Raw genomic sequence first — 21,186 nt, 5'->3', positions numbered from 1 at the left:
GTCCCATTCCGAACCCGGAAGCTAAGCCCTCCAGCGCCGATGGTACTGCACTCGACAGGGTGTGGGAGAGTAGGACACCGCCGTACATAACATCCCCGGTTGCCCGGGATCAGGAGATTTTCTTCTGGTCCCGGGCTTTCGGCATTTCTGGGGTGTTTCTCCCCGTTTGGGAGCTTGGCCGGCGGTTCCGGTGTGCACACACCCGATGCCGCGTCCACACACGGAATCCACGCGCAAAGGCCGTGTGGACCGGCGAACTCCTGTGTGCACGGCCCGGCGGGAGGCCGTGCCGCGATGCCGGTGGCGGTACCCGGTGGGGAGGCCGCGCGCCGATGCCGCGGTAGCAGTCGGTGCGGTGTCGAAAACCCCTGTGCACACACCCGATGTCGCCTTCACACACGGAATGCACGCGCAAAGGCTGTGTGCACCGACGAAGAGTCGTGTGCACACGACAATTCCGCTACCCGGCGCGGAAAACCCGTGTGCACGTACCTGTTGGAGCGTGCACACACGGAATGCACGCATAAGGGCTGTGTGTACCGACGACAGGGCGCGTGCACACGACAGTTGGCCGCTCGGCGCCAAAACCCCCGTGCACACACCCGATGCGGCGTCCACACACCCGAATGCACGCGCAACGGCCGTGTGCACCGAAGCAAAGTCGTGTGTACAGGTCCCCTGACCGTTCCGGGGTGTGCGGTCGGATTCGCCGACCTGAGCTGTGGCCGGCCGCGGTAGTGGACGGTGCCGGGCACCACACAACCCAATGTGCACGGAGTATCCACACAGCTGTTCCATGTCGGACACCCGTGTGCATCGGATGGAGCGCGTGTGCAGCGCCGTCTCCGGTGGCGGGACCGGTGGCGGGCGCGGATACTGACCTCACCGGTTGCCCTGAGGGGGGTACGAGATGACGATGACATCGAGGTCCGGCACCACCACGTCGCAGATTCCGCCGTCGCGGCACGAGTACCTGATGTGCCCCCCGACCTACTTCGACGTCCCATACCGGATCAACGACTGGATGGACCCCTCGATCCCGGTGGACCGTGCGCTGGCGCAGCGTCAGTGGGAGTCTCTCGTCGAGGTGTACCGGGATCTCGGACATGGTGTGCACCTGGTCGACCCGGTTCCGGGGCTGCCCGACATGGTCTTCGTCGCGGACAGCGGTCTGGTCGTCGACGGTGTTGCCCTGGGCGCCCGGTACCGCAGTGAGCATCGGGCGCCCGAGGCGGAGTACGTGATGCGGTGGTTCGAGTCGAACGGCCTGCGCAAACCCCGACGCCCGCGCTACCTCAACGAGGGCGGCGGAGACCTGCTCGTCGTCGGCGAGATGATCTTCGCAGGCACCGGATTCCGCACGGACCAACGCGCGCATGCCGAGGCCGAGTGGCACCTCGGCAAGCGGGTCGCGACGCTCCGGTTGGTCGACTCCCGCTACTACCACCTCAACACTGCGATGGGTGTGCTCGACGACCGTACGATCGCGTACCTTCCCTCCGCGTTCGACGAGCGGAGCGTCACCCTGCTGCGATCACTCTTCCCGGACGCTGTCATTGCCACCGAAGCGGACACTCGGTGCCTGGGGCTGAACCTGGTGAGCGACGGACACAACGTGGTGCTCGGCGCGCAGGCGACGGCTCTGGCGTCGCGGTTGCGCGCTCGTGGATACAACCCCGTTCCCGTGGACATGTCGGAGTTCCTCAAGTCCGGTGGCGGAATCAAATGCTGCACACTGGAACTGCGGGGTTGGAGCCCCGGGGCGCAGTCGTGAACGAGGTTCCGTCGCAGTCCCGGACCGCGGCCGAGCTGGCGCGGGCCGACGCGCACAGTGCGCACAACTACCATCCGCTGCCGGTGGTGCTCGAGGTCGCCAGCGGTGCGTGGGCCCGCGGTGTCGACGGCGTCGACTACCTCGACATGCTGGCCGGGTACTCGGCGCTGAATTTCGGGCACCGCCACCCACGGCTGGTCGGGGTGGTGGAGCGGCAGCTCGGCCGGCTGACCCTGACCAGCCGCGCTTTTCAGCACGCGGCGTTCGCGGACTTCTGTGAGGCCGTCGCCGGCCTGTGCGGCAAGGATGCCGTGCTCCCGATGAATACCGGTGCCGAGGCGGTCGAGACCGCGCTCAAACTGGCACGCCGCTGGGGCTACGACGTCAAGGGAGTTCCGCCCGACCGGGCGGAGATCATCACCTTCGAGGGCAACTTCCACGGCCGCACGATCGCGATCGTCGGCTTCTCGACGGATCCCGACGCCCACAACGGTTTCGGCCCGTACCCGCCGGGGTTTCGGACCGTCCCGTACGGCGACATCGACGCGCTGGCATCGGCCGTCAGCGCGAACACCGTTGCGGTGCTGATCGAACCGATCCAGGGCGAGGCGGGGGTTCGGGTTCCTCCCGACGGTTTTCTCGCGGCGGTCCGCGGGCTGTGCGACGAGCGCGGCATTCTCATGGTGGCCGACGAGATCCAGAGCGGGCTCGGCCGAACCGGCGAGACGTTTGCGTGCGACCACGAGCAGGTGGTCCCCGACGTCTACCTTCTCGGAAAGGCATTGGGGGGTGGGATTCTTCCGGTGTCGGCGGTGGTGGCCGACTGGGAGGTGATGGGTGTCATCGGTCCGGGGCAGCACGGCAGTACCTTTGGCGGGAACCCACTCGCATGCGTGGTGGGCACCGAAGTCGTGCGGATGCTCGAAACCGGCGAGTTCCAGAGGCGCAGTGTGGAACTGGGGGAGTACATGCACTCACTGCTGGCGACGCTGCCCGCAGATGCCGTGGCGCACGTCCGGGGGCGCGGGCTGTGGGCCGGCGTCGATCTCGCGGAGGGTCAGCCGTCGGCGCGGGTCGTGTGCGAGCGACTGCTGTCCCGCAGGGTACTGGCCAAGGACGCCCACGAGGGGACGATCCGGCTCGCGCCCCCTCTGGTGATCGAGCGGGACGAGATCGCATGGGCAGTAAAGCAATTGGCGGACTGCCTGGTTGAGGGTGGGTGACGGACGAGGCCCCCTCGCCTGTTGGTGAAGGGGCCTCGTCGTCACTCGGTGCCGGACTGTTTCCGCGCGGGCGATGCCCGCTACTTTCCTCGGATTGCTTCGAAGACCTTGGGGTCGACGAGGGTGGAGGTATCGCCGAGGTCGCGACCCTCGGCGACGTCCCGCAGCAGGCGGCGCATGATCTTCCCCGACCGGGTCTTCGGCAGTTCCGGAACCACGGTGATCTGCCGCGGCTTGGCGATCGGGGAGATCTCCGTCGACACCTGCGCGCGCAGTTCCGCGATCAGGGTCTCACCGGTGTTCTCCGCGCCTTCGCGCAGGATCACGAACGCGACGATGCCCTGCCCGGTGGTCTCGTCCGCGGCGCCCACGACTGCGGCTTCGGCGATCGCGTGGTGCCCGACGAGGGCGGATTCGACCTCCGAGGTGGAGATGCGGTGCCCGGACACGTTCATGACGTCGTCGACGCGGCCGAGGACCCACAACGCGCCGTCCTCGTCGTACTTGGCGCCGTCACCGGCGAAGTACCAGCCCTCCTCGGCGTAGCGGGACCAGTAGGTGTCCTTGTAACGGTCCATGTCCCCCCAGATGCCGCGCAGCATCGACGGCCACGGCTCGTCGAGCACCAGATACCCGTTGCCTCCCGGGCCGAGGGGGCGGGCCTCGTCGTCGACGATTTCCGCCGAGATGCCGGGCAGCGGTGCCATCGCCGAGCCGGGCTTGGTGGCGGTGATCCCCGGGAGCGGGGAGATCATGATCGCGCCGGTCTCGGTCTGCCACCAGGTGTCGACGATGGGGGCGGTGCCGGCGCCGATGACGTCGCGGAACCAGCGCCACGCCTCCGGGTTGATCGGCTCACCCACACTGCCGAGCAGCCGGATCGAGGACAGGTCGTGGGCGTCGGGAATCTCGCGGCCCCACTTCATGAACGTGCGCACCAGCGTCGGCGCCGTGTAATAGATGCTGACGCCGTACTTTTCGATGATCTCGAAATGCCGGTGCTCGTTCGGGGAGTTGGGGGTGCCCTCGTACACGACCTGGGTGACACCGTTGGAGAGGGGGCCGTAGACGATGTAGGAGTGGCCGGTGACCCAGCCGATGTCGGCGGTGCACCAGTACACGTCCTGGCCGGCCTTGTGGTCGAAGACGTTGTGGTGCGTGTAGGAGGCCTGCGTCAAATACCCGCCGGAGGTGTGGATGATGCCCTTGGGCTTTCCGGTGGTGCCGGAGGTGTAGAGGATGAACAGCGGGTGCTCGGCGTCGAACGGCTGCGCCGCGTGCTGGTCGGAGGCCTTCTCGACGGTCTCGTGCCACCACAGGTCCCGGCCTTCGACGGTGTCGACGTCGATGCCGGTGCGCTTGACCACCAGCACGTGCTCCACGGACTCCGCACCCGCGACGGCTTCGTCGACGGCGGGCTTGAGCGGGGCGGCCTGACCGCGGCGCCACTGCCCGTCCACGGTGACCACCAGCTTCGCGGCGGCGTCGTCGATGCGTGAGCGCAATGCGGTGGCGGAGAACCCGGCGAACACCACCGAGTGGGTGAGCCCGAGGCGCGCGCAGGCGAGCATGGTGACGATCGCTTCGGGGATCATCGGCATGTAGATCGCGACCCGGTCCCCGGCCACCAACCCCAGCTCGGTGAAGGTGTTCGCCGCGCGGGAGACCTCGGCGAGCAGGTCGTTGTAGGTCAGCGACCGCGAGTCGCCCGGTTCGCCCTCGAAATGGATGGCGACGCGGTCGCCGTTACCGGCGAGGACGTGCCGGTCCACGCAGTTGTATGCCACGTTCAGGGTGCCGCCGACGAACCACTTCGCGACGGGGGCGTCGGACCAGTCGAGGACCTGCGACCACGGCGTCGCCCAGTCCAGGCGCTTGGCCTGGGTGTCCCAGAAGCCGAGGCGGTCCGCGTCCGCGGCGACCTGCAGTTCCGGGCCGGCGTTGGCCGCCGCGGCGAACGCCGGGCTCGGCGGGTAGATCTCGGCCCCGTGCTCGGCGGCGCTGGTGTCGGCGGTGCTGGTCATGTCGGCCGTACCCTCATTTCAGTGTCGTGGCGCGTCGATCGGCGCAGTTGTGAGGGTAGTCACAGCTGCAGGCGAGCGCATCGTTGCATCCGCTTGCAACCCCCGTTCCTGCGGTGACCGGTCGTTTCGGGGCGACCGACGGCGATCGGGCGCGACGAATGGACACCGCAGGTAGGGCGGGTTGCACCTCGAGATGGTTCAGTGGGTGCATGCAGCAGCATGTGAATGTCGTCACGCTCGGCGTGGCCGATGTCGCCCGTGCGTATGCCTTCTACGTCGACGGCCTGCATTGGCGCCCGACGCTGTACGTGCCGGGCGAGGTGTTGTTCCTCCAGGTCGGTGGGGGAGTGGTCCTGGCGTTGTGGTCGATCGATGCGATGGCAGGAGAATCCGGACCGACCGCCCCTCCGGTGGCCGCGGAGGGGCGTGCCCCCGTCACGCTCGGACACAACGTGGACGGGGCGGACGAGGTCGACGCGGTGCTGTCCGGTGCCGTGGCCGCCGGCGGGGCCGTTCTGGTTCCCGGGGCCCGCCGGGCCTGGGGCGGGTACAGCGGCTACTTCGCGGATCCCGACGGCTACCGCTGGGAGGTTGTCCACAATCCCGGACTGGTGGTGCATTCGGACGGTCGCGTGGAGATCGGCACGCCCGACGGCCTGGAGTGAGTGGGGATTGCCTGCGTGCGAGGTCGGTAGGTGGCAGCAGGTAGCGTCGACCGGTGTGAACGACCCACTTCAGCCCCTGGTGGACCTGCCCGGCGTGCGTGAGGCCGCCGACCGGGCCCGCGACGCGCTCGGCGAGGTGCATCGGCACAAGACGAACCGGCGTGGCTGGCCGACCACGGCGGCCGAGGCGTCGGTTCGGGCCGCGCGGGCGTCGGCGTCGATCGACGGCGGCAGCACCGAACTTCCCGGCGCCGGTGAGGTGGGAGATCCGGTGCTGACCGGGGCACTGCGGGTTGCGCAGGCGCTCGACGGGGACGCGCTGGCGAACACGGTCTCGACGTGGCAGCGCGCACCGCTGCAGGCGTTGGCGCGACTGCACCTGCTGGCTGCGGCCGGGCTGGTCGACGACGAGGCGGCTCTGGGGCGTCCGCGTACCGAACCGGGCGTGGGCGAGCGGCTGGACCTGCTCGCGCAGTTGGTGACCGGTGGAACGAAGGCCCCGGCCCCGGTGCTGGCGGCCGTGGTTCACGGTGAGCTGCTGGCGTTGCGGCCGTTCGGTACCGGTGACGGCGTCGTGGCCCGGGCGGCCTCGCGTCTGGTGGCGGTCTCGACCGGACTCGATCCGCACAATCTTGGGGTGCCCGAGGTCAGTTGGCTGCGTCGGCAGCAGGCCTACCGGGATGCGGCCACCGGGTTCGCGTCAGGGACGGTCGAGGGTGTCGGGGGATGGGTGATCCTGTGTTGTGGCGCGCTCGAAGCCGGTGCCCGGGAGGCGCTTTCCATCGCGGAGGCCGCAGCACCCTGAATCGGCCTGCGGGACAGCGGAAAGCGGAGGAAATTCCTTTACGGCGTCGATGCTGTCGGCGCATGAAACGGGCGGCGCTGCCGACTGCTGTCGACTTCGCCGCCCGCTAGCACGGACTACCTGGTTACCAAGCGTGCAAAATGGTCTGTGATCCGGCCTCGGCGTAGGCTCACGTACCGTCGGTTCGCCTCTGCAACTTGTGCAAGGTTCTCGCCAACGTGTGCGCGAGTTACGCAGGCCCACAATGACTCTGCCCTTATAGTGGCTTGCGCTCCGCGTGGGTGCCTGGTGTCCGTGCTGGGACTCCCGACTGGGGAATCGACTCTTCTCTTCTGATTCGATCCTGGCCTGCCGTTCGTCCGTAACTCCTTTGTACCCTGTGACTCCGCGCACTTCAAGGGATATCCGGGCCTGGATCGATACCAGTTTTTTGCCTGTGTCAGCGCCGGCGGCGCAATACTCCGTACGTCACCGCGCCCGCCGCGACGGCAGCGAATCCGACCGCAGTGGCGGCGATCGTGGAGGTCGTCGACGCCGAGGGTAGTCGGGCTCGCAACGGCACCGGGTTCGAAAAAGTCAGTACGGGCCAACCCTTTTCGGTTGCCTCCTTGCGGAGTGTGCGATCGGGATTCACGGCTGTCGGGTGTCCGACGGCCTCGAGCATCGGCAGGTCGGTGGACGAGTCGGAGTAGGCGTAGCAACGGTCGAGGTCGTACCCGTGGGTCGCGGCCAGTTCGCGGATCGCCCGGGCCTTGCCCTCACCGTGACAGTAGAACTCGAGGTCGCCGGTGAACCTGCCGTCCTTCACCGCCATCCGGCTGGCGGCGGAGTGGTCGGCGCCGAGTGCCTGCGCGATCGGGGTCACCACCTCCTCGCCGGACGCGGACACCACGATCACGTCGTGGCCGCGGGCCCTGTGGTCCGCGATCAGGTCGGCCGCCTCCGAGAAGACGAGGGGGTCGACGATGTCGTGCAAGGTCTCGGCAACGATCGTCCGCACCTGGTCCACGTCCCAGCCGGCGCACATGTTCGTCAGGTGCACGCGCATCCGCTCGGTCTGGTCGTGGTCCGCGCCGGAGACGAGGAAGAGAAACTGTGCGTAACTGCTCTTGAGCACGGCGCGACGGTTGATCAGCCCCTGCTCGAAGAACGGCTTGCTGAAGGCCAGGATGCTCGATTTGGCGATGATGGTCTTGTCGAGGTCGAAGAATGCGGCCACGCGCCGATCCTCCGAACTCTCCTGCGTGTTCGCCGTCACGGGTACAGAGTAGAGGTCCGGCCTGCGGTCGCGGACAGCCGCGCGCACGGCGGGCCGCAATATGGACATGTGACCAGTTGAACTTGCGATGGGATGGGCGGCGAGGTGTAGTATCAGGGGCACCTGGACTTGATCTAGGTGTGTTCAGTCCGACCCCCCGGGACTGAACTCCGAAGACCCCCGCCTCCTCCCCCCCTGGCGGGGGTCTTCTTCGGTCCGGGTACCGAAGCTCCTGGTGGATCGCCATTTTCGAGGCAGGTCGCGAGGGTTGTCCACAGGCGACGAAAGTTCTCCACAATCGGCGGACATCCTCTGGTGCGCCGCTGTCCGTGCCCGCACGCTCGATACATGGACACACCAAGGGACGCGGAACGGCTGCAGGTCCTCGTGCTCACCGCCGATGCAGAACTGTCCTCCGGCGTCCGCCGCGCCGGTGCTGCGGCCGACCGCGAGATCGTCGAGCACCCCTCGCCTGCGCCGCGCCGGTTGTGGGTCGGCGCCTCCCACGTCGTGGTGGACGCGGAGTCGGCGCACGGGTGCGCGGGAGCGAACCTGCCCCGGCGCGGTGGGGTACACCTCGTTTGCTCCGGCCCGCCCGGGGCGCCCGAATGGCGCGCCGCGACCGCTGTGGGTGCCGAATCGGTGCTCAGCCTGCCCGCCGGTGAGGCGGACCTGGTGGCCGTCCTCGCCCGGCGCGCCGAGGGGCGTGACGGGCGAGGACCGGTCGTCGCAGTCGTGGGTGGTCGCGGCGGTGCCGGCGCGTCGACTCTGGCGGCCGCGCTCGCACTGACCGGCCCCGTCAAGTGCCCCGGGCGGCGGTCCCTGCTCGTCGACTGCGACGCTCTCGGAGGTGGCCTGGACCTGCTTCTCGGCGCCGAGCAGCGGCCGGGACTGCGGTGGCCATCGCTGCTCGTCGAGGGTGGTGCGGTGTCGGCTGCTGCGCTGCACGCCGCGCTGCCCGGTCTCGGGGAGGGAGTCTCGGTCCTGTCGTGCGGTCGCGGGCCGGGACTCGAGGAGCCGGGCGCGGCAGCGCTCACCGCGGTGGTCGAGGCGGGTCGCGCCGCCGGGGACGTGGTGGTGTGTGACGTGCCGCGGTACTCGCGCTCGGTCACGGAACTCGCGTTGAGCCTCGCCGACGTCGTCGTCGTGGTGATTCGCGCGCAAGTCCGCGCGGTCGCCGCGGCCGAGGCGCTGCTCGCCGGGCTGCGGGACCAGCATCCCAATGTCGTTGCGGTGGTTCGTGGTCCGGCGCCGGGTGGGTTACGTGGCACCGAGATCGCGGATCTGCTTGGCGTGCCGGTTCTTGCGTCGATGCGTCCGGAGCCGGGTCTGGCCACCGCGCTCGAACACGGCGGGCTGCGGCTGCGCGGTCGATCGCCGTTGCGCCGCGCGGCCACGGCGGTTCTCGACCTCGTCGCTACCGCCGGGCGGGACTCGTGAGCGCGCTGGTGTCCGCGGACCTGCTGGACCGGGTGCGCGGGCGGCTCGCGCAGACGTCGGACACGCCCACCCCGGCGACGGTGGCCGCGGCGATCCGCGCCGAGGCGTCCGGGGTGCTCGGTGACACCGACCTGCTGGAAGCGTTGCGGACCCTGCAGACCGAACTGACCGGGGCGGGGATCCTCGAACCGCTCCTCGGGCAGCCCGACGTGTCGGATGTCCTGGTCACCGGCCCGGACGAGGTGTGGGTCGATCGGGGGCGCGGGCTCGAGCGTGCCCCCGTCGCGTTCGCCGACGAGGCCGCGGTGCGCAGGCTCGCGCAGCGTCTTGCACTCGCCGCGGGCAGGCGACTGGACGACGCCCAGCCATGGGTGGACGGCCGGTTGCCGGGCACACCCGGCGCGAACTTCGGGGTGCGCCTGCACGCGGTGCTCGCCCCCGTCGCGCAGGCCGGTACCTGTCTGTCCCTGCGGGTGCTGCGGCCGGCCACCCAGGGCCTCGACGCGTTGCTCCGTTCGGGCACCTTGACGGCGGAATCGCACGAGCTGCTGCGCCGCATCGTCGCCGCGCGGTTGGCGTTCCTGGTGATCGGCGGGACCGGGGCGGGCAAGACCACTCTGCTCGCCGCGCTGCTGGCGACGGTCTCGGCGGGTGAGCGGATCGTGTGCGTCGAGGACGCGGCCGAACTTGCCCCGAACCATCCGCACGTGGTGCGACTGGTCGCTCGTCCGGCGAATGTCGAAGGGGTGGGGGAGGTGTCGGTTCGGCACCTCGTGCGCCAGGCACTGCGGATGCGGCCGGACCGCATCGTCGTCGGTGAGGTGCGCGGAGCCGAGGTGGTGGATCTGCTCACCGCGCTGAACACCGGTCACGACGGTGGCGCCGGAACCGTCCACGCCAACTCGCCCGAGGAGGTGCCCGCCCGGCTCGAGGCGCTCGCGGCGCTCGGCGGGATGGATCGGGCGGCGCTACACAGTCAGCTCGCCGCCGCGGTGCAGGTCGTCCTGCATTGCCGCCGGAACGCGACCGGCCATCGGTCTCTGGCGGAAGTAGCTGTGCTGGAAAGGAACTCCTCCGGCGAGGTGATGGTGGTACCCGCGTGGCGCGAGGGTTGGGGTCCGGGTGCGGACCGGTTGCACACTCTGCTGAAACGGGCGAACCGGTGACCGCCGCACTGATGGTTGCGGCGGTGGCGTTGCTCGTCGTGCCGGCGTCGCCGGCACGTCACCGGCTGCGGTCACGGCCGGACCGGCACGGCGCGGTCCACGGGGCGCTGCCCCGAATCGGTGTGACGCTCGCTGCCTCCGCGGTCGCGGCCGCGACGGTCGTCGAACCGGCCGCCGGTGCGGCGACGGCGATGGTCTTGGGCACCGTGGGATATCGGGTGCGGCGATCGCGGCGGACCCGCCGTCGTGCGGGGGAGCTCCGGACCCTGCTCGCGGCGCTCGAGGTCGTCATCGCCGATCTCCGAGTCGGAGCGCACCCCGAGGCCGCGTGCAACGGCGCCGCGGACGAGACGAGAGGTTCCGTTGCCCAAGCATTTCGGTCCGCCGCCGCCACCGCACGCCTCGGGGGGAGTGCGGCGCAGGGGCTTGTCGCCGGGGGTCGTCGCGGCGAATCGGGTGACGCGGACATCGCTTCGGACCTCGACCGCATCGCGGCCGCCTGGAAGATCGCCGAACGGCACGGCATCGCGCTCGCCGATCTGCTCGAAGCGGCACGGGCGGATCTGCTGGGGCGGATCAGGTTTCGCACTCGAGTGGAGTCGGGGATGGCCGGCGCCAGGGCCACGGCCGCGGTCCTCGCCGGGCTACCGCTGCTCGGCGTGGGACTCGGCCAGATGATGGGTGCGGGGCCCGTGCGGGTGCTGCTGTCCGGCGGGCTCGGGGGCATCCTTCTGGTCGTCGGCACCGCACTCGCCTGCGCCGGGTTGGCCTGGGCCGACCGAATCACCACCCGGGCGACGGCATGATCGGCGCGGCCGGGCTCGCCCTCGCCGCGGCGGTGCTCGCGGCGCCCGGTGCGACCGTCGCCCGTGCGCGGCTGCGGGCGCTGCCCGGGCACGTCCCGGACGTCGTCCCACGACGCGCCGGCCCGGCGTCACCGGATCCGCTGGCGGGCGCGGCCAGCTACGACCTGCTTGCGGCGTGCATGCGATCCGGCCTGCCGGTGGCCGCCGCAGCCGCCGCCGTGGCAGAGGAGGCGCCGGATCCACTCGCGGAGGTGCTGCGCCGGGCGGCGAACCTCCTGGCGCTCGGGGCCGAGCCCGACATCGCGTGGCAGCACGCGGGCACCTGCCCCGAAACCGAGGCGCTGTCGCGGATGGCCCGGCGCTCGGCGCGATCCGGATCCGCGCTCGCTGACGCCATGGCCGAACTCGCGGCCGAGGAACGCGCCTCGATCGAGGACCGCGGCGCGGCGGCAGCCGAACGTGCCGGCGTGCTCATCAGCGGCCCGCTCGGCCTGTGCTTCCTGCCCGCGTTCCTGTGCCTGGGTATCGCCCCGGTCGTCATCGGGCTCGCCACACACGTGCTCGGTGAGGGGTTGCTGTGACAGCACACGCACGTCGTCGCGGAACGGCCGCGACGAAGATCAAGGGGGAAAGTCATGTCCGACAAGGGACTGCGTTCGGTTCGGGCCGGTGCACGAGTGCTTCGGATGCGCCTGCTGCTGGCCGCGGTGGCGGACGACGGCATGTCGACGGCGGAGTACGCGATCGGCACCATCGCTGCCGCGGCGTTCGGGGCGGTGCTGTATTCGGTGGTCACCGGCGACAGCATCGTCTCCGCGCTGACCGGCATCATCGACAAGGCGCTCAGCACGTCGGTGTAGTCACCGGCCGCACCCCGGCAATCGGCGACCGGGGTGCGGTCACGGTCGAGGCCGCGATCGCGTTGACGGCGATCGTCGTGGTCGTGATTCTGTGCGTCGGCGCGGTGCTCGCCGTGACCGCGCAGGTGCGGTGCATCGACGCCGCGCGGGAGGCGGCGCGCCTGGCGGCGCGTGGAGACCACGACCAGGCGGTACCGGCCGCGCGGCGGGTGGCGCCGGACGGCGCGCGCATCGATCTGCACGAGGCCGAAGGGTTCGTGACCGCGCGCGTTCGGGTCGACGCGGCCCTGTTTCCGATGCTCGAGGTTTCCGCGGAAGCCGTTGCAGCGCTCGAGGACTCGGTTGTCGATGAGGGAGGGTCGCGGTGAGGGATGAGCGTGGCTCTGCGACGGTGTTGTCGTGCTTCGCGATGCTGGCGCTCGTGGCTGTCGTTGCGGCGGTCGGGCATCTCGGCTCGGCGGTGGTGACCCGGCACCGGGCGCAGGCCGTCGCGGACCTCGGAGCCTTGGCCGCGGCGGGCGTGGCCGATCTCGGGGTGGACGGTGCGTGCGCCGCTGCCGGCGAAGTCGCAGGCCGGTCGCGGGCCGCGGTGCTCGAGTGCCGGCTGGAGGGCTGGGACGCGGTCGTGAGGGTGGCGGTTCCGGTGCCGCTCTCGCTCGGGTACACGGAGGCGACCGCCGCGGCCCGCGCGGGGCCCGCCGCGGACCGAGGTGTCGCCACCGGAACCGGCACTTCCCTGACAGGGGCCGACTCGGCGCGGAGTCGCTCACCTGCCCGGTGACTGTGTGGTTCGGTCGATGCTGCGTTGTTGCCGGCGGGTGGGACCCGTCGGGACCGGACGGTCGGCCCGGTACGGGCTCGACCCGTCGTTAGCACGCCCGGATGTGCAACACGCACATATCCTCGGCGCCGGGTATCGGGGCCAATGGCAGGATTCGGGTGTGACCATGACGGACCGTTCCGCGCTGCGACTGCGATCGTGGCTGCTCGCGGACATCACCGAGGAGCCCGCCGGGCACCAGGGGCCCTTCCGGTCACCGCCGAAGAAGGAGGAGCACAAGCACCCCTGGTGGAAGGTGATGTGCCTGACCGGCGTCGACTACTTCTCCACCCTCGGGTACCAGCCCGGCATCGCGGCGTTGGCTGCCGGTGTGCTGTCGCCGCTGGCCACGCTCGTCCTCGTCGCGCTGACCCTCCTCGGAGCGCTGCCGGTGTATCGGAGGGTCGCGGCCGAGAGCCCCCGCGGGGAGGGCTCGATCGCCATGCTCGCAAAACTGTTGCCGCGCTGGGGTGGCAAGATCTTCGTCCTCGTGCTGCTCGGCTTCGCCGCGACCGACTTCATCATCACGATGACGCTCTCGGCCGCCGACGGTGCCGCACACGTCGTCGAGAACCCGTTCGCCCCGAGCTTCCTGGACGGGCGCAACCTGGTGGTCACCCTGGTGTTGCTGGCCCTGCTGGCGGCGGTGTTCCTCAAGGGGTTCTCCGAGGCTATCGGCATCGCGGTCGCTCTGGTCGCCGCGTTCCTCGCCCTGAACCTCGTTGTCGTGGTGGCCGGCTTCTGGCACGTAGCCACGGCGCCGTCGGTCGTCACCGACTGGACGCACGCGCTGTCCGCGCAGCACGGCAGCCCGTGGGCGATGATCGCCGTCTCCCTGCTCGTGTTCCCCAAGCTGGCACTCGGGATGTCCGGCTTCGAGACCGGGGTCGCGGTGATGCCGCAGATCACCGGCGACGAGACCGACACCGCCTCCTCGCCGCGCGGACGCATCCGTGGGGCCCGGCACCTGCTCACCACATCGGCACTGATCATGAGCGGGTTCCTGATCGTCACGAGCTTCCTGACCATCGTGCTGATTCCCGAAGCGGAGTTCGAAGCCGGGGGGCAGGCGAACGGGCGGGCCCTGTCCTACCTGGCGCACGAGTACCTCGGAAACGGGTTCGGCACCGTGTACGACGTCAGCACGATCGCCATCCTGTGGTTCGCGGGCGCGTCGGCGATGGCCGGGCTGCTCAACCTGGTACCGCGCTACCTGCCCCGCTTCGGGATGGCCCCGGACTGGGCGCGTGCCGTCCGTCCCCTCGTGCTGGTGTTCGCCACGATCGCCTTCGCGATCACCTGGTACTTCGACGCCGGCGTCGACGCGCAGGGCGCCGCGTACGCGACCGGAGTTCTGGTGCTGATCACGTCCGCGGCGGTCGCCGTCACGATCTCCGCACGGCGGCGCGGCCAGCCCCACAAGGCAGTCGGGTTCGCTGTCGTGTCGGCGATCTTCCTCTACACGACCGTGGTCAACGTCTTCGAACGGCCGGAGGGCGTGCAGGTCGCCACCCTGTTCATCATCGCAATCCTGGTGGTGTCGTTCGCGTCCCGGTTCAGTCGGGCGTTCGAGTTGCGGGCCGACTCGGTCAGCTACGACGAGACCGCGCAGCGCTTCATCGACGAGGCCGCCCGCGGCACCATCCGAATCGTCACCCACGACGTCGATCGGCGAGGTTCGGCGGATTACCGTGCCAAGGCCGCGAAACAGCGTGCCGAGAGCCACCTTCCCGACACCGAACCGATCCTGTTCCTGGAGGTCAACATCAAGGACTCGTCGGAGTTCGCGACGAAGCTACGCGTCCACGGCCGGCAGCGCGACGAGCACCGGATCCTGTGGGTCAACAGCGCAGCGATCCCGAACACCATCGCCGCGGTTCTCCTCGACATCCGGGACCGAACCGGGGCCATCCCGCACGTGTATTTCGACTGGACCGAGGGAAACCCGATCTCGAACCTGCTGCGGTTCCTGTTCATCGGTCAGGGCGAGGTGGCCCCGGTCACCAGAGAAGTACTGCGCCGGGCCGAGCCGGACGTGTCCCGCCGACCGCACGTCCACGTCGGGTAGGGGGCGGGTATGAGAGTCGACGGCCGGGAGATCCCGGTCCACGGAAGCCTGTTGCAGCCGCTGCGACGTCGCACCAGCGACCAGTTGAGGGTGGTGCTGTCGGGTCTGGCCGTGGTGGCCGTGGTGGTGGTCTCGTACCTGACGCGCGGTCGGTGGGAGTCGCTGGAGAACTCGATCTCCGATCTGATCGGCGTCGCCTCCCCGGAACTGTCCAACCGCGTGTACTCGATGTACGGGGTCGCGATCCTGGCGCTGCCGTTCGCGATCCTCGTCGGCATGGTCTTCGGACGACGCTGGAAGTTGCTGGCCGGCTACGCGGTCGCCGCGCTGATCGCCGGTGTCGCGTTGTCGATCACCGGCGACGGCATCGCCGCACCCCAGTGGCACCTGGACCTGAGCGAGCACCGGGACACCTTCCTGTCCCAGTTCCTCGACGACTCGCGGTGGATCGCGATGCTCGCAGCCGTGCTGACGGTGTGCGGGCCGTGGCTGCCGAGACGGTGGCGTCGGCTCTGGTGGGCGCTGCTCCTGGCGTTCGTGCCGATCCACCTGTTCGTCAGCGCCATGGTCCCCGCCCGGGCCATGCTCGGGCTCACCGTCGGCTGGTTCGTCGGTGCGCTGGTCGTGCTGTTCGTCGGTACCCCCGCGCTGGAGGTTCCGGTCGACCTGGCCTTGCGGGTGCTCGGCCGCCGCGGTCGCGGCGTGCGGGAACTGACCGTCCTCAGCCCGGCCGGCCCCGGGCCGCTGGTGCTGGCGGCGCGGTGCCGGCTGGAGCCGGGCGCCGAGGTCGGGCACGGGCCCTTCCCGCCGGCCGAGCATGCGGGGGTCCTCGACCCCGTCGCGGCCGAAGCCGATTCGCCGGCGAACACGGCGTCGACGGATCTCCCGGGGACCGAGGCGGCGGACGGCGGCGGGACCGAGACCACGCTGATCCTCGACCTGTTCGGTCAGCACCAGCGGACCGAAGGTGTGGTCCGGCAGGCAGGCCGGTGGCTGACGTTCCGCAGCAGCGAGACGCTGCCACCGTTCGCGTCGCTGCGCCGTGCCGTCGAACACCGGGCACTGATGGCGACGGCGTTGGGGGCGCTCGGCCTGTCCGCCAACGTCCCGGTCGCGGTGGGGGTCCTCGACCGCGGGTGGATGATGTATGCGCACACCACCTCTCGCGGCACACCGCTGGACCGCCACGACCTCGACCACCTGAGCGCGGTGTGGGACGGGCTGCGACGGCTGCACGCCCACCAGATGTCCCACGGTGACCTGCGTCCCGAGAACATCCGCATCGACGACGGCAAGGTGCTGTTCGACGGATTCGCGCGCTCCGAAATCGGGGCGTCCGATTCGCTGCTGCTCTCCGACACCGCGCAACTTCTGCTGGTGACCGCCGACCTGTACGGCGTGGAGCGCGCGGTGGCGGCGGCGATCGACGCGGTGGGGCCCGAACGGGTCATCGCGGCGTCGGGGCGGCTGACCCGCACCGCGACCCCGAGCCGGATCCGCCGGGCGGTCCGCGAGCCCGGCGAGCTGATGGGCGCAGTCCGCGCGGGGGTCCGGACCCAGACCGACACCGAGGTCATCCGCGACGAGCAGGTCACCCGCTTCTCCCGGAACCAGCTCATCCAGCTGGTGCTGCTGATCGGGCTGGTGTACGTCGCCTACCCGTTCATCAGCCAGGTCCCGACCTTCCTCACCGAGATGGGCTCGGTGAACTGGTTGTGGGTGCTGCTCGGGCTGGCGGTGTCGGGCCTGACCTACATCGGTGCGGCCGCCGCCCTGTGGGCGTGCGCGACCGAGTCGGTCAACTTCCGGCACCTGACCGTCATGCAGTTCGCGAACACCTTCGCAGCGACGACCACTCCGGCCGGGGTCGGTGGTCTCGCCCTGAGCGTGCGGTTCCTGCAACGCAACGGACTCGGTGGCGTGCGTGCCACCGCGGCCGTTGCGTTGCAGCAGACGGTGCAGGTGGTCACGCACCTCGGGCTGTTGATCATCTTCAGCTTCGCGGCGGGCAAGAACGCCGACCTGTCGCACTTCATCCCCAGCGCGACGGTCATCTACCTGATCGTGGGAGTGCTGTTCGGCGCGGTCGGTGCGTTCATGGTGGTCCCGAAACTGCGGCGGTGGCTGCGCGACGACTTCCGCCCCCAGATCGCGGATCTGACCGCCGAACTCGTCGATCTGGCGCGCGATCCCGGACGGTTCCTCATCATCGTCGGCGGCTGTGCGGCGACCACTCTCGGTGCAGCACTGGCGCTCTGGGCGAGTGTGGAGGCGTTCGGCGGCTCCGTAGCGTTCGTCACCGTCACCATCGTCACGATGATCGGCGGCACCCTTGCCTCGGCCGCCCCGACGCCGGGTGGTGTCGGGGCTGTCGAGGCGGCGCTGATCGGTGGTCTCGCGGCGTTCGGCGTCCCCGCCGCGATCGCGGTGCCCTCGGTGCTGCTGTACCGGGTGCTCACCTGCTGGCTGCCGGTGTTCATCGGCTGGCCCACCCTGCGCTGGCTGCAACGCAACGACCTCGTCTGACCCCGCGCAGGTTCCGTAATGTCACATTGGGTATCGCCAAGTGACCCAATGTGACATTACGGAACCTGCGGTGAGGTGACAGCGGTGGTCGCGTCGGGGGTGGGGAGGGCGCCGAGGACCGCGGTCAGCAGCGCCGCGGCGGCGGCCTTGTCGAGGGGGTTGTTGCCGTTGCCGCACTTGGGTGACTGCACGCACGACGGGCAGCCGGCGTTGCACTCGCAGGAGTCGATCGCATCCCGCGTCGCAGTCAGCCAGCGGCGCAGTTGCGCGTGCCCGCGGTCGGCGAACCCGGCACCGCCCGGGTGCCCGTCGTAGACGAACACTGTCGGAAGTCCGGTGTCGGCGTGCAGGGCGGTCGACACCCCGCCGATGTCGCCGCGGTCGCAGGTCGCGACCAGCGGCAGCAGTCCGATCGCGGCGTGCTCGGCGGCGTGCAGTGCGCCGGGGAACAGGTCGGCCGGGACGCCCGCGCCCTCGAGCAGTTCCGGGGTCACCGTGTACATCACGGCCCGGGTCGGGAGCGTCTGGGCGGGCATGTCCAACTCCACCGAGTCGATCACCTCGCCGGACGCCAGTCGGCGCAGGTAGCCGACGACCTGGTGGGTGACCTCGACCTCGACCAGCGCGACGGTGACCGGGCCGTGGTCGCTGTGGTCGAGGACGGCGGTGACGGCGATGTCGGTGGTCTCGCGGGCGGAGGTCGTCCACTCGGGGGTGTCGGCGTGCACGAGCGCCAACCCCTCCTCGAGGTCGAGGGTGTCGACGACGAACGACTCGCCCTGGTGCAGGTAGACGGCCCCGGGATGGGTGGTGGCGGGGGCGCGTCCGCCGTCCACGGTGCCGAGCAGTCGTCCCGATTCGGCGTCCACGATCGCGACCTGCAGCCCGATGCCGCCTCGGATGTCCACTGCTGCATGGGGATTGGATCCGGAGGTGACGAACCAGCCGTGTGCCCGTCGACGGATCAGTCCCTGAGCGGCGAGGTCGGTGAGCAGGTCGAGGGCGCCGAACTCGACCACCTCGGCGTCACTGAGCGGCAATTCCATCGCCGCGCACAGCAACTGGGGGCCGAGGACGTACGGGTTGTCGGGGTCGGTGACGGTGGCCTCCACCGGCCTGTCCAACAGCGCGGACGGGTGGTGCACGAGGTAGGTGTCGAGCGGGTCGTCGCGGGCGACGAGCACCACCAGCGAGCCTTCACCGCGCCGCCCGGACCGGCCGGCCTGCTGCCAGAACGAGGCAACGGTGCCAGGGAATCCCGCGACGACCACCGCGTCGAGCCCGGCGATGTCCACGCCCAGTTCGAGTGCGTTGGTGGTCGCGGCGCCGAGGAGGGTGCCGTCGGCGAGGGCGGCCTCGAGCTCGCGGCGGTCCTCGGCGAGGTATCCCGCGCGGTAGGCCGCGACGCGGTCGGCCAGATCCGGATCGACCTCGGCGAGCAGCCTGCGGGTGCTCATCGCGGTCAGTTCGGCGCCGCGCCTCGAGCGCACGAACGTCAGCGTGCGCGCACCCTCGACCATCAGGTCGGCCATGATCCGGGCGGCTTCGCTACCGGCGGCGCGCCGGACCGGGGCCCCGTTCTCCCCGGTCACGTCGGTGAGCAGCGGGGGCTCCCACAGAGCGACGGTGCGCGGCCCGTGCGGCGAGCCGTCCTCGACGACCTCCTCGCACGGCGCGCCGATCAGCCGGGACGCCGCGGCGCCGGGATCGGAGGTGGTGGCGCTGGCGAGCACGAACACCGGGTCGGCGGCATACCGTCGGGCGATGCGGCGCAACCGGCGCAGGACGAGTGCGACGTTGGATCCGAACACGCCCCGGTAGGAATGGCATTCGTCGATCACCACGTAGCGCAGCCTGCGGAAGAAGTGGGCCCAGCGTTGGTGCGACCGGAGCATTCCGACGTGCAGCATGTCCGGGTTGGTGAACACCCACCTCGAGTTCCCGCGCACCCACTGCCGGACCTCCTGCGGCGTGTCGCCGTCGAACGCGTTGGGGTAGACGTCGGCGAGGTCGTCCGCGCCGTCGCAGAGGGTGACGGCGGCGCGGATCTGGTCGGCGCCGAGCGCCTTGGTCGGGGCCAGGTACAGCGCGGTCGCGCGGGGGTCCTCGGCGAGCGCCGTCAGGACCGACAGCTGGTAGGCCAGGGACTTCCCGGACGCGGTGCCGGTGGCGACGACGACGTTGGTTCCGCCGGCGGCGAGGCTCGCGGCCCGTTCCTGGTGGGTCCACGGCAGCGGGATCCCGGTCTCGCGCAGCGCCTCCACCACTTGCGGGTTCGCCCAACCCGGCCATTGCGCGAAGCGGGATTCGCGCGCGGGCAGATCGGCGACGTGGGTGAGGGGGTCGTCGCCCGCGGGCGTGCCGGCGAGTACTCGGCCGAGCAGTTGGCGTCCGTAGCTCGCCGGTTCGTCCACTGCCTGTTCTCCGAGTTCTGTGTTGGCCAGGTCACACTCTCCGACCTGGGCTTTTGATGCTACTGCGGGCGCCCGACGGGCCTGGAACCGAGCCCCGGGTGAGTCCCGACAGCCGCCCTGAGCTGCGGTTACCGACCGGTAGTTGGCAACAAGATCATTTCTTTATGGATTTTCGACTGTTGCAGTCGCAGGAAGCGTGGTTGACTAACACGCGGTCGCAGCTTCTGTGTTCGTGTACGCGCTCGCAGGACGATGTTGCGAGCGCGGTGCTCGATGCTTTTCCTGAGGGGGAAATCAGCGGTACAGCGGTCGGAACCGGCCCGGTGGGCTGTGAGCGCCGTCCGCCGCATCCGGTGTTAGAAAGAGAAGGAAAAGCATGGCACAGGGCACTGTGAAGTGGTTCAACGCGGAGAAGGGCTTCGGCTTCATCGCTCCCGAGGATGGCTCCGCTGACGTCTTCGTCCACTACTCCGAGATCCAGGGCAGCGGCTTCCGCACCCTCGAGGAGAACCAGCGCGTCGAGTTCGAGGTCGGCCAGGGCACCAAGGGCCCGCAGGCCACTGGCGTTCGCGCCATCTGATTCACCCGTAACCGGGTACGAATCTCTCGTCCCCCGCCACCGTACGGTGTCGGGGGACGAGTCGTGTTGGCGCGCAGTCCCCCTCCCCGCGTCGCATGAACAACCCTGCGCGACGGGGCTACTGTCCGAGGGATGAACCAGCTGTCGTTCTTCTCCGCGGAGACGGTGCCGCCCGAGGTGCCGGATCTCGACGGGCTGCTGGCCGGGCCCGGACAGATCGTGGCCACCGCGGACCGTGCCCGGGTGTCGGTGGTCGTCGACGCCGGCTGGCGGGCCGACGCCATCGCCGAGATGATCGAGGACGTCGGCCTGGTCGCCGAGCTCACGCGGTCGGACGAGGGCAGCCCACTGGTCCGTACCGCGTCGGTGCCCGAACTGGCCGTGCTCGCCGTGCGGTGGACGCGGGGTGCGGTCAAGGCGGTGCCGCCCGGATGGGTGCCGGGGCCGCGGGCACTGCGGGCGTGGGCGCTCGCCGCAGGCCACGCGGAGAACGACGGTGACCGGTTCGTCCTGGGGCTGGACCCCCGCGCCCCCGACACCTTCGCGCCCCTCGCGCAGTCACTGATGAGGGCGGGAATCGCGCCGACCCTGTTCGGCACCCGGGGGACAGCCCCCGGGCTGCGGATCGTCGGCCATCGGCGGCTGCTGCGGCTGGTGGAGAACATCGGCGAACCGCCGGCAGGGGCGGAGGCATCCGCCGCGTGGCCCCGGGTGTAAAACGGTCGTCGCGGAGCTGATCTGCGAGGATTGATCCGCG

18 protein-coding genes and 1 rRNA gene are annotated in these 21,186 nt (G+C 70.2%); 16 read left to right on the top strand and 3 right to left on the bottom strand.

Going from position 1 to position 21,186, the window contains the following annotated elements; translation table 11 throughout:
* The 3 genes from rrf to rocD form a co-directional block, all read left to right on the top strand.
* Positions 1-86 (top strand): 5S ribosomal RNA (gene rrf / locus ACWDUM_RS06440); the annotation flags it as partial.
* Positions 87-916: 830 nt separating this feature from the next.
* Entirely contained in the window at positions 917-1,774 is an 858-nt protein-coding gene (gene ddaH / locus ACWDUM_RS06435; protein WP_450133293.1) for a dimethylargininase, read from the top strand.
* Entirely contained in the window at positions 1,771-2,997 is a 1,227-nt protein-coding gene (gene rocD / locus ACWDUM_RS06430; protein ID WP_450133292.1) for an ornithine--oxo-acid transaminase, read from the top strand. Before ddaH ends, rocD begins: the two co-directional genes overlap by 4 nt.
* Positions 2,998-3,077: 80 nt before the next feature.
* Here the strand turns inward: rocD and acs are convergent, their stop codons facing one another.
* The gene (gene acs / locus ACWDUM_RS06425) at positions 3,078-5,021 is read right to left on the bottom strand and encodes an acetate--CoA ligase (RefSeq protein WP_450133291.1); all 1,944 of its coding nucleotides are present in this window, start codon (positions 5,019-5,021) and stop codon (positions 3,078-3,080) included.
* Between the two features lie 209 nt (positions 5,022-5,230).
* Here acs and ACWDUM_RS06420 point away from each other — a divergent pair, with 209 nt between their 5' ends.
* Both ACWDUM_RS06420 and ACWDUM_RS06415 read left to right on the top strand, forming a co-directional pair.
* Positions 5,231-5,686: a VOC family protein gene (locus ACWDUM_RS06420; protein ID WP_450133290.1), complete on the top strand. Its 456-nt coding sequence runs from the start codon at positions 5,231-5,233 to the stop codon at positions 5,684-5,686.
* Positions 5,687-5,741: 55 nt separating this feature from the next.
* Entirely contained in the window at positions 5,742-6,491 is a 750-nt protein-coding gene (locus tag ACWDUM_RS06415) for an oxidoreductase (protein ID WP_450112451.1), read from the top strand.
* A gap of 439 nt (positions 6,492-6,930) precedes the next feature.
* Here the strand turns inward: ACWDUM_RS06415 and ACWDUM_RS06410 are convergent, their stop codons facing one another.
* The gene (locus tag ACWDUM_RS06410; protein WP_450133289.1) at positions 6,931-7,818 is read right to left on the bottom strand and encodes an HAD family hydrolase; all 888 of its coding nucleotides are present in this window, start codon (positions 7,816-7,818) and stop codon (positions 6,931-6,933) included.
* A gap of 279 nt (positions 7,819-8,097) precedes the next feature.
* Between ACWDUM_RS06410 and ssd the strand changes: the two genes are divergently transcribed.
* The 9 genes from ssd to ACWDUM_RS06365 all read left to right on the top strand — a co-directional run bounded on the left by ssd (position 8,098) and on the right by ACWDUM_RS06365 (position 17,435).
* Positions 8,098-9,189 carry a septum site-determining protein Ssd gene (gene ssd / locus ACWDUM_RS06405; RefSeq protein ID WP_450133288.1) on the top strand — a complete coding sequence of 364 codons (1,092 nt, stop codon included), beginning with the start codon at positions 8,098-8,100 and terminating at the stop codon, positions 9,187-9,189.
* Positions 9,186-10,355, top strand: coding sequence for a TadA family conjugal transfer-associated ATPase (locus tag ACWDUM_RS06400; protein WP_450133287.1), 1,170 nt, complete (start codon positions 9,186-9,188; stop codon positions 10,353-10,355). The genes ssd and ACWDUM_RS06400 overlap by 4 nt, the downstream gene beginning before the upstream one ends.
* A complete protein-coding gene (locus tag ACWDUM_RS06395; protein ID WP_450133286.1) occupies positions 10,352-11,161 on the top strand; it encodes a type II secretion system F family protein in 810 nt (269 codons plus the stop codon). The genes ACWDUM_RS06400 and ACWDUM_RS06395 overlap by 4 nt, the downstream gene beginning before the upstream one ends.
* On the top strand, positions 11,158-11,742 hold the full coding sequence (locus tag ACWDUM_RS06390) for a type II secretion system F family protein (protein ID WP_450133285.1): 585 nt from the start codon (positions 11,158-11,160) through the stop codon (positions 11,740-11,742). The genes ACWDUM_RS06395 and ACWDUM_RS06390 overlap by 4 nt, the downstream gene beginning before the upstream one ends.
* Positions 11,743-11,796: 54 nt before the next feature.
* Positions 11,797-12,021 carry a DUF4244 domain-containing protein gene (locus tag ACWDUM_RS06385; RefSeq protein ID WP_450133284.1) on the top strand — a complete coding sequence of 75 codons (225 nt, stop codon included), beginning with the start codon at positions 11,797-11,799 and terminating at the stop codon, positions 12,019-12,021.
* Between the two features lie 20 nt (positions 12,022-12,041).
* A complete protein-coding gene (locus ACWDUM_RS06380; protein ID WP_450112462.1) occupies positions 12,042-12,389 on the top strand; it encodes a TadE family type IV pilus minor pilin in 348 nt (115 codons plus the stop codon).
* Complete coding sequence (locus ACWDUM_RS06375; protein WP_450133283.1) at positions 12,386-12,802, top strand: Rv3654c family TadE-like protein; 417 nt, start codon at positions 12,386-12,388, stop codon at positions 12,800-12,802. The genes ACWDUM_RS06380 and ACWDUM_RS06375 overlap by 4 nt, the downstream gene beginning before the upstream one ends.
* A 166-nt stretch (positions 12,803-12,968) precedes the next feature.
* Positions 12,969-14,909: an amino acid transporter gene (locus ACWDUM_RS06370; protein WP_450133282.1), complete on the top strand. Its 1,941-nt coding sequence runs from the start codon at positions 12,969-12,971 to the stop codon at positions 14,907-14,909.
* 9 nt (positions 14,910-14,918) lie between these two features.
* A complete protein-coding gene (locus ACWDUM_RS06365; protein WP_450133281.1) occupies positions 14,919-17,435 on the top strand; it encodes a lysylphosphatidylglycerol synthase domain-containing protein in 2,517 nt (838 codons plus the stop codon).
* 56 nt (positions 17,436-17,491) lie between these two features.
* On the opposite strand, the gene ACWDUM_RS06360 is transcribed toward ACWDUM_RS06365, so the two are convergent.
* Entirely contained in the window at positions 17,492-19,849 is a 2,358-nt protein-coding gene (locus ACWDUM_RS06360) for a DEAD/DEAH box helicase (protein WP_450133280.1), read from the bottom strand.
* 376 nt (positions 19,850-20,225) lie between these two features.
* Here ACWDUM_RS06360 and ACWDUM_RS06355 point away from each other — a divergent pair, with 376 nt between their 5' ends.
* Positions 20,226-20,429, top strand: coding sequence for a cold-shock protein (locus tag ACWDUM_RS06355; RefSeq protein WP_005515803.1), 204 nt, complete (start codon positions 20,226-20,228; stop codon positions 20,427-20,429).
* Positions 20,430-20,561: 132 nt separating this feature from the next.
* Positions 20,562-21,146, top strand: coding sequence for a hypothetical protein (locus tag ACWDUM_RS06350; protein WP_450133279.1), 585 nt, complete (start codon positions 20,562-20,564; stop codon positions 21,144-21,146).
* Positions 21,147-21,186: the final 40 nt, after the last annotated feature.

This window comes from Rhodococcus sp. NPDC003322 (genome assembly GCF_053589555.1).
This window is presented reverse-complemented; position numbering and strand designations above follow the sequence as displayed.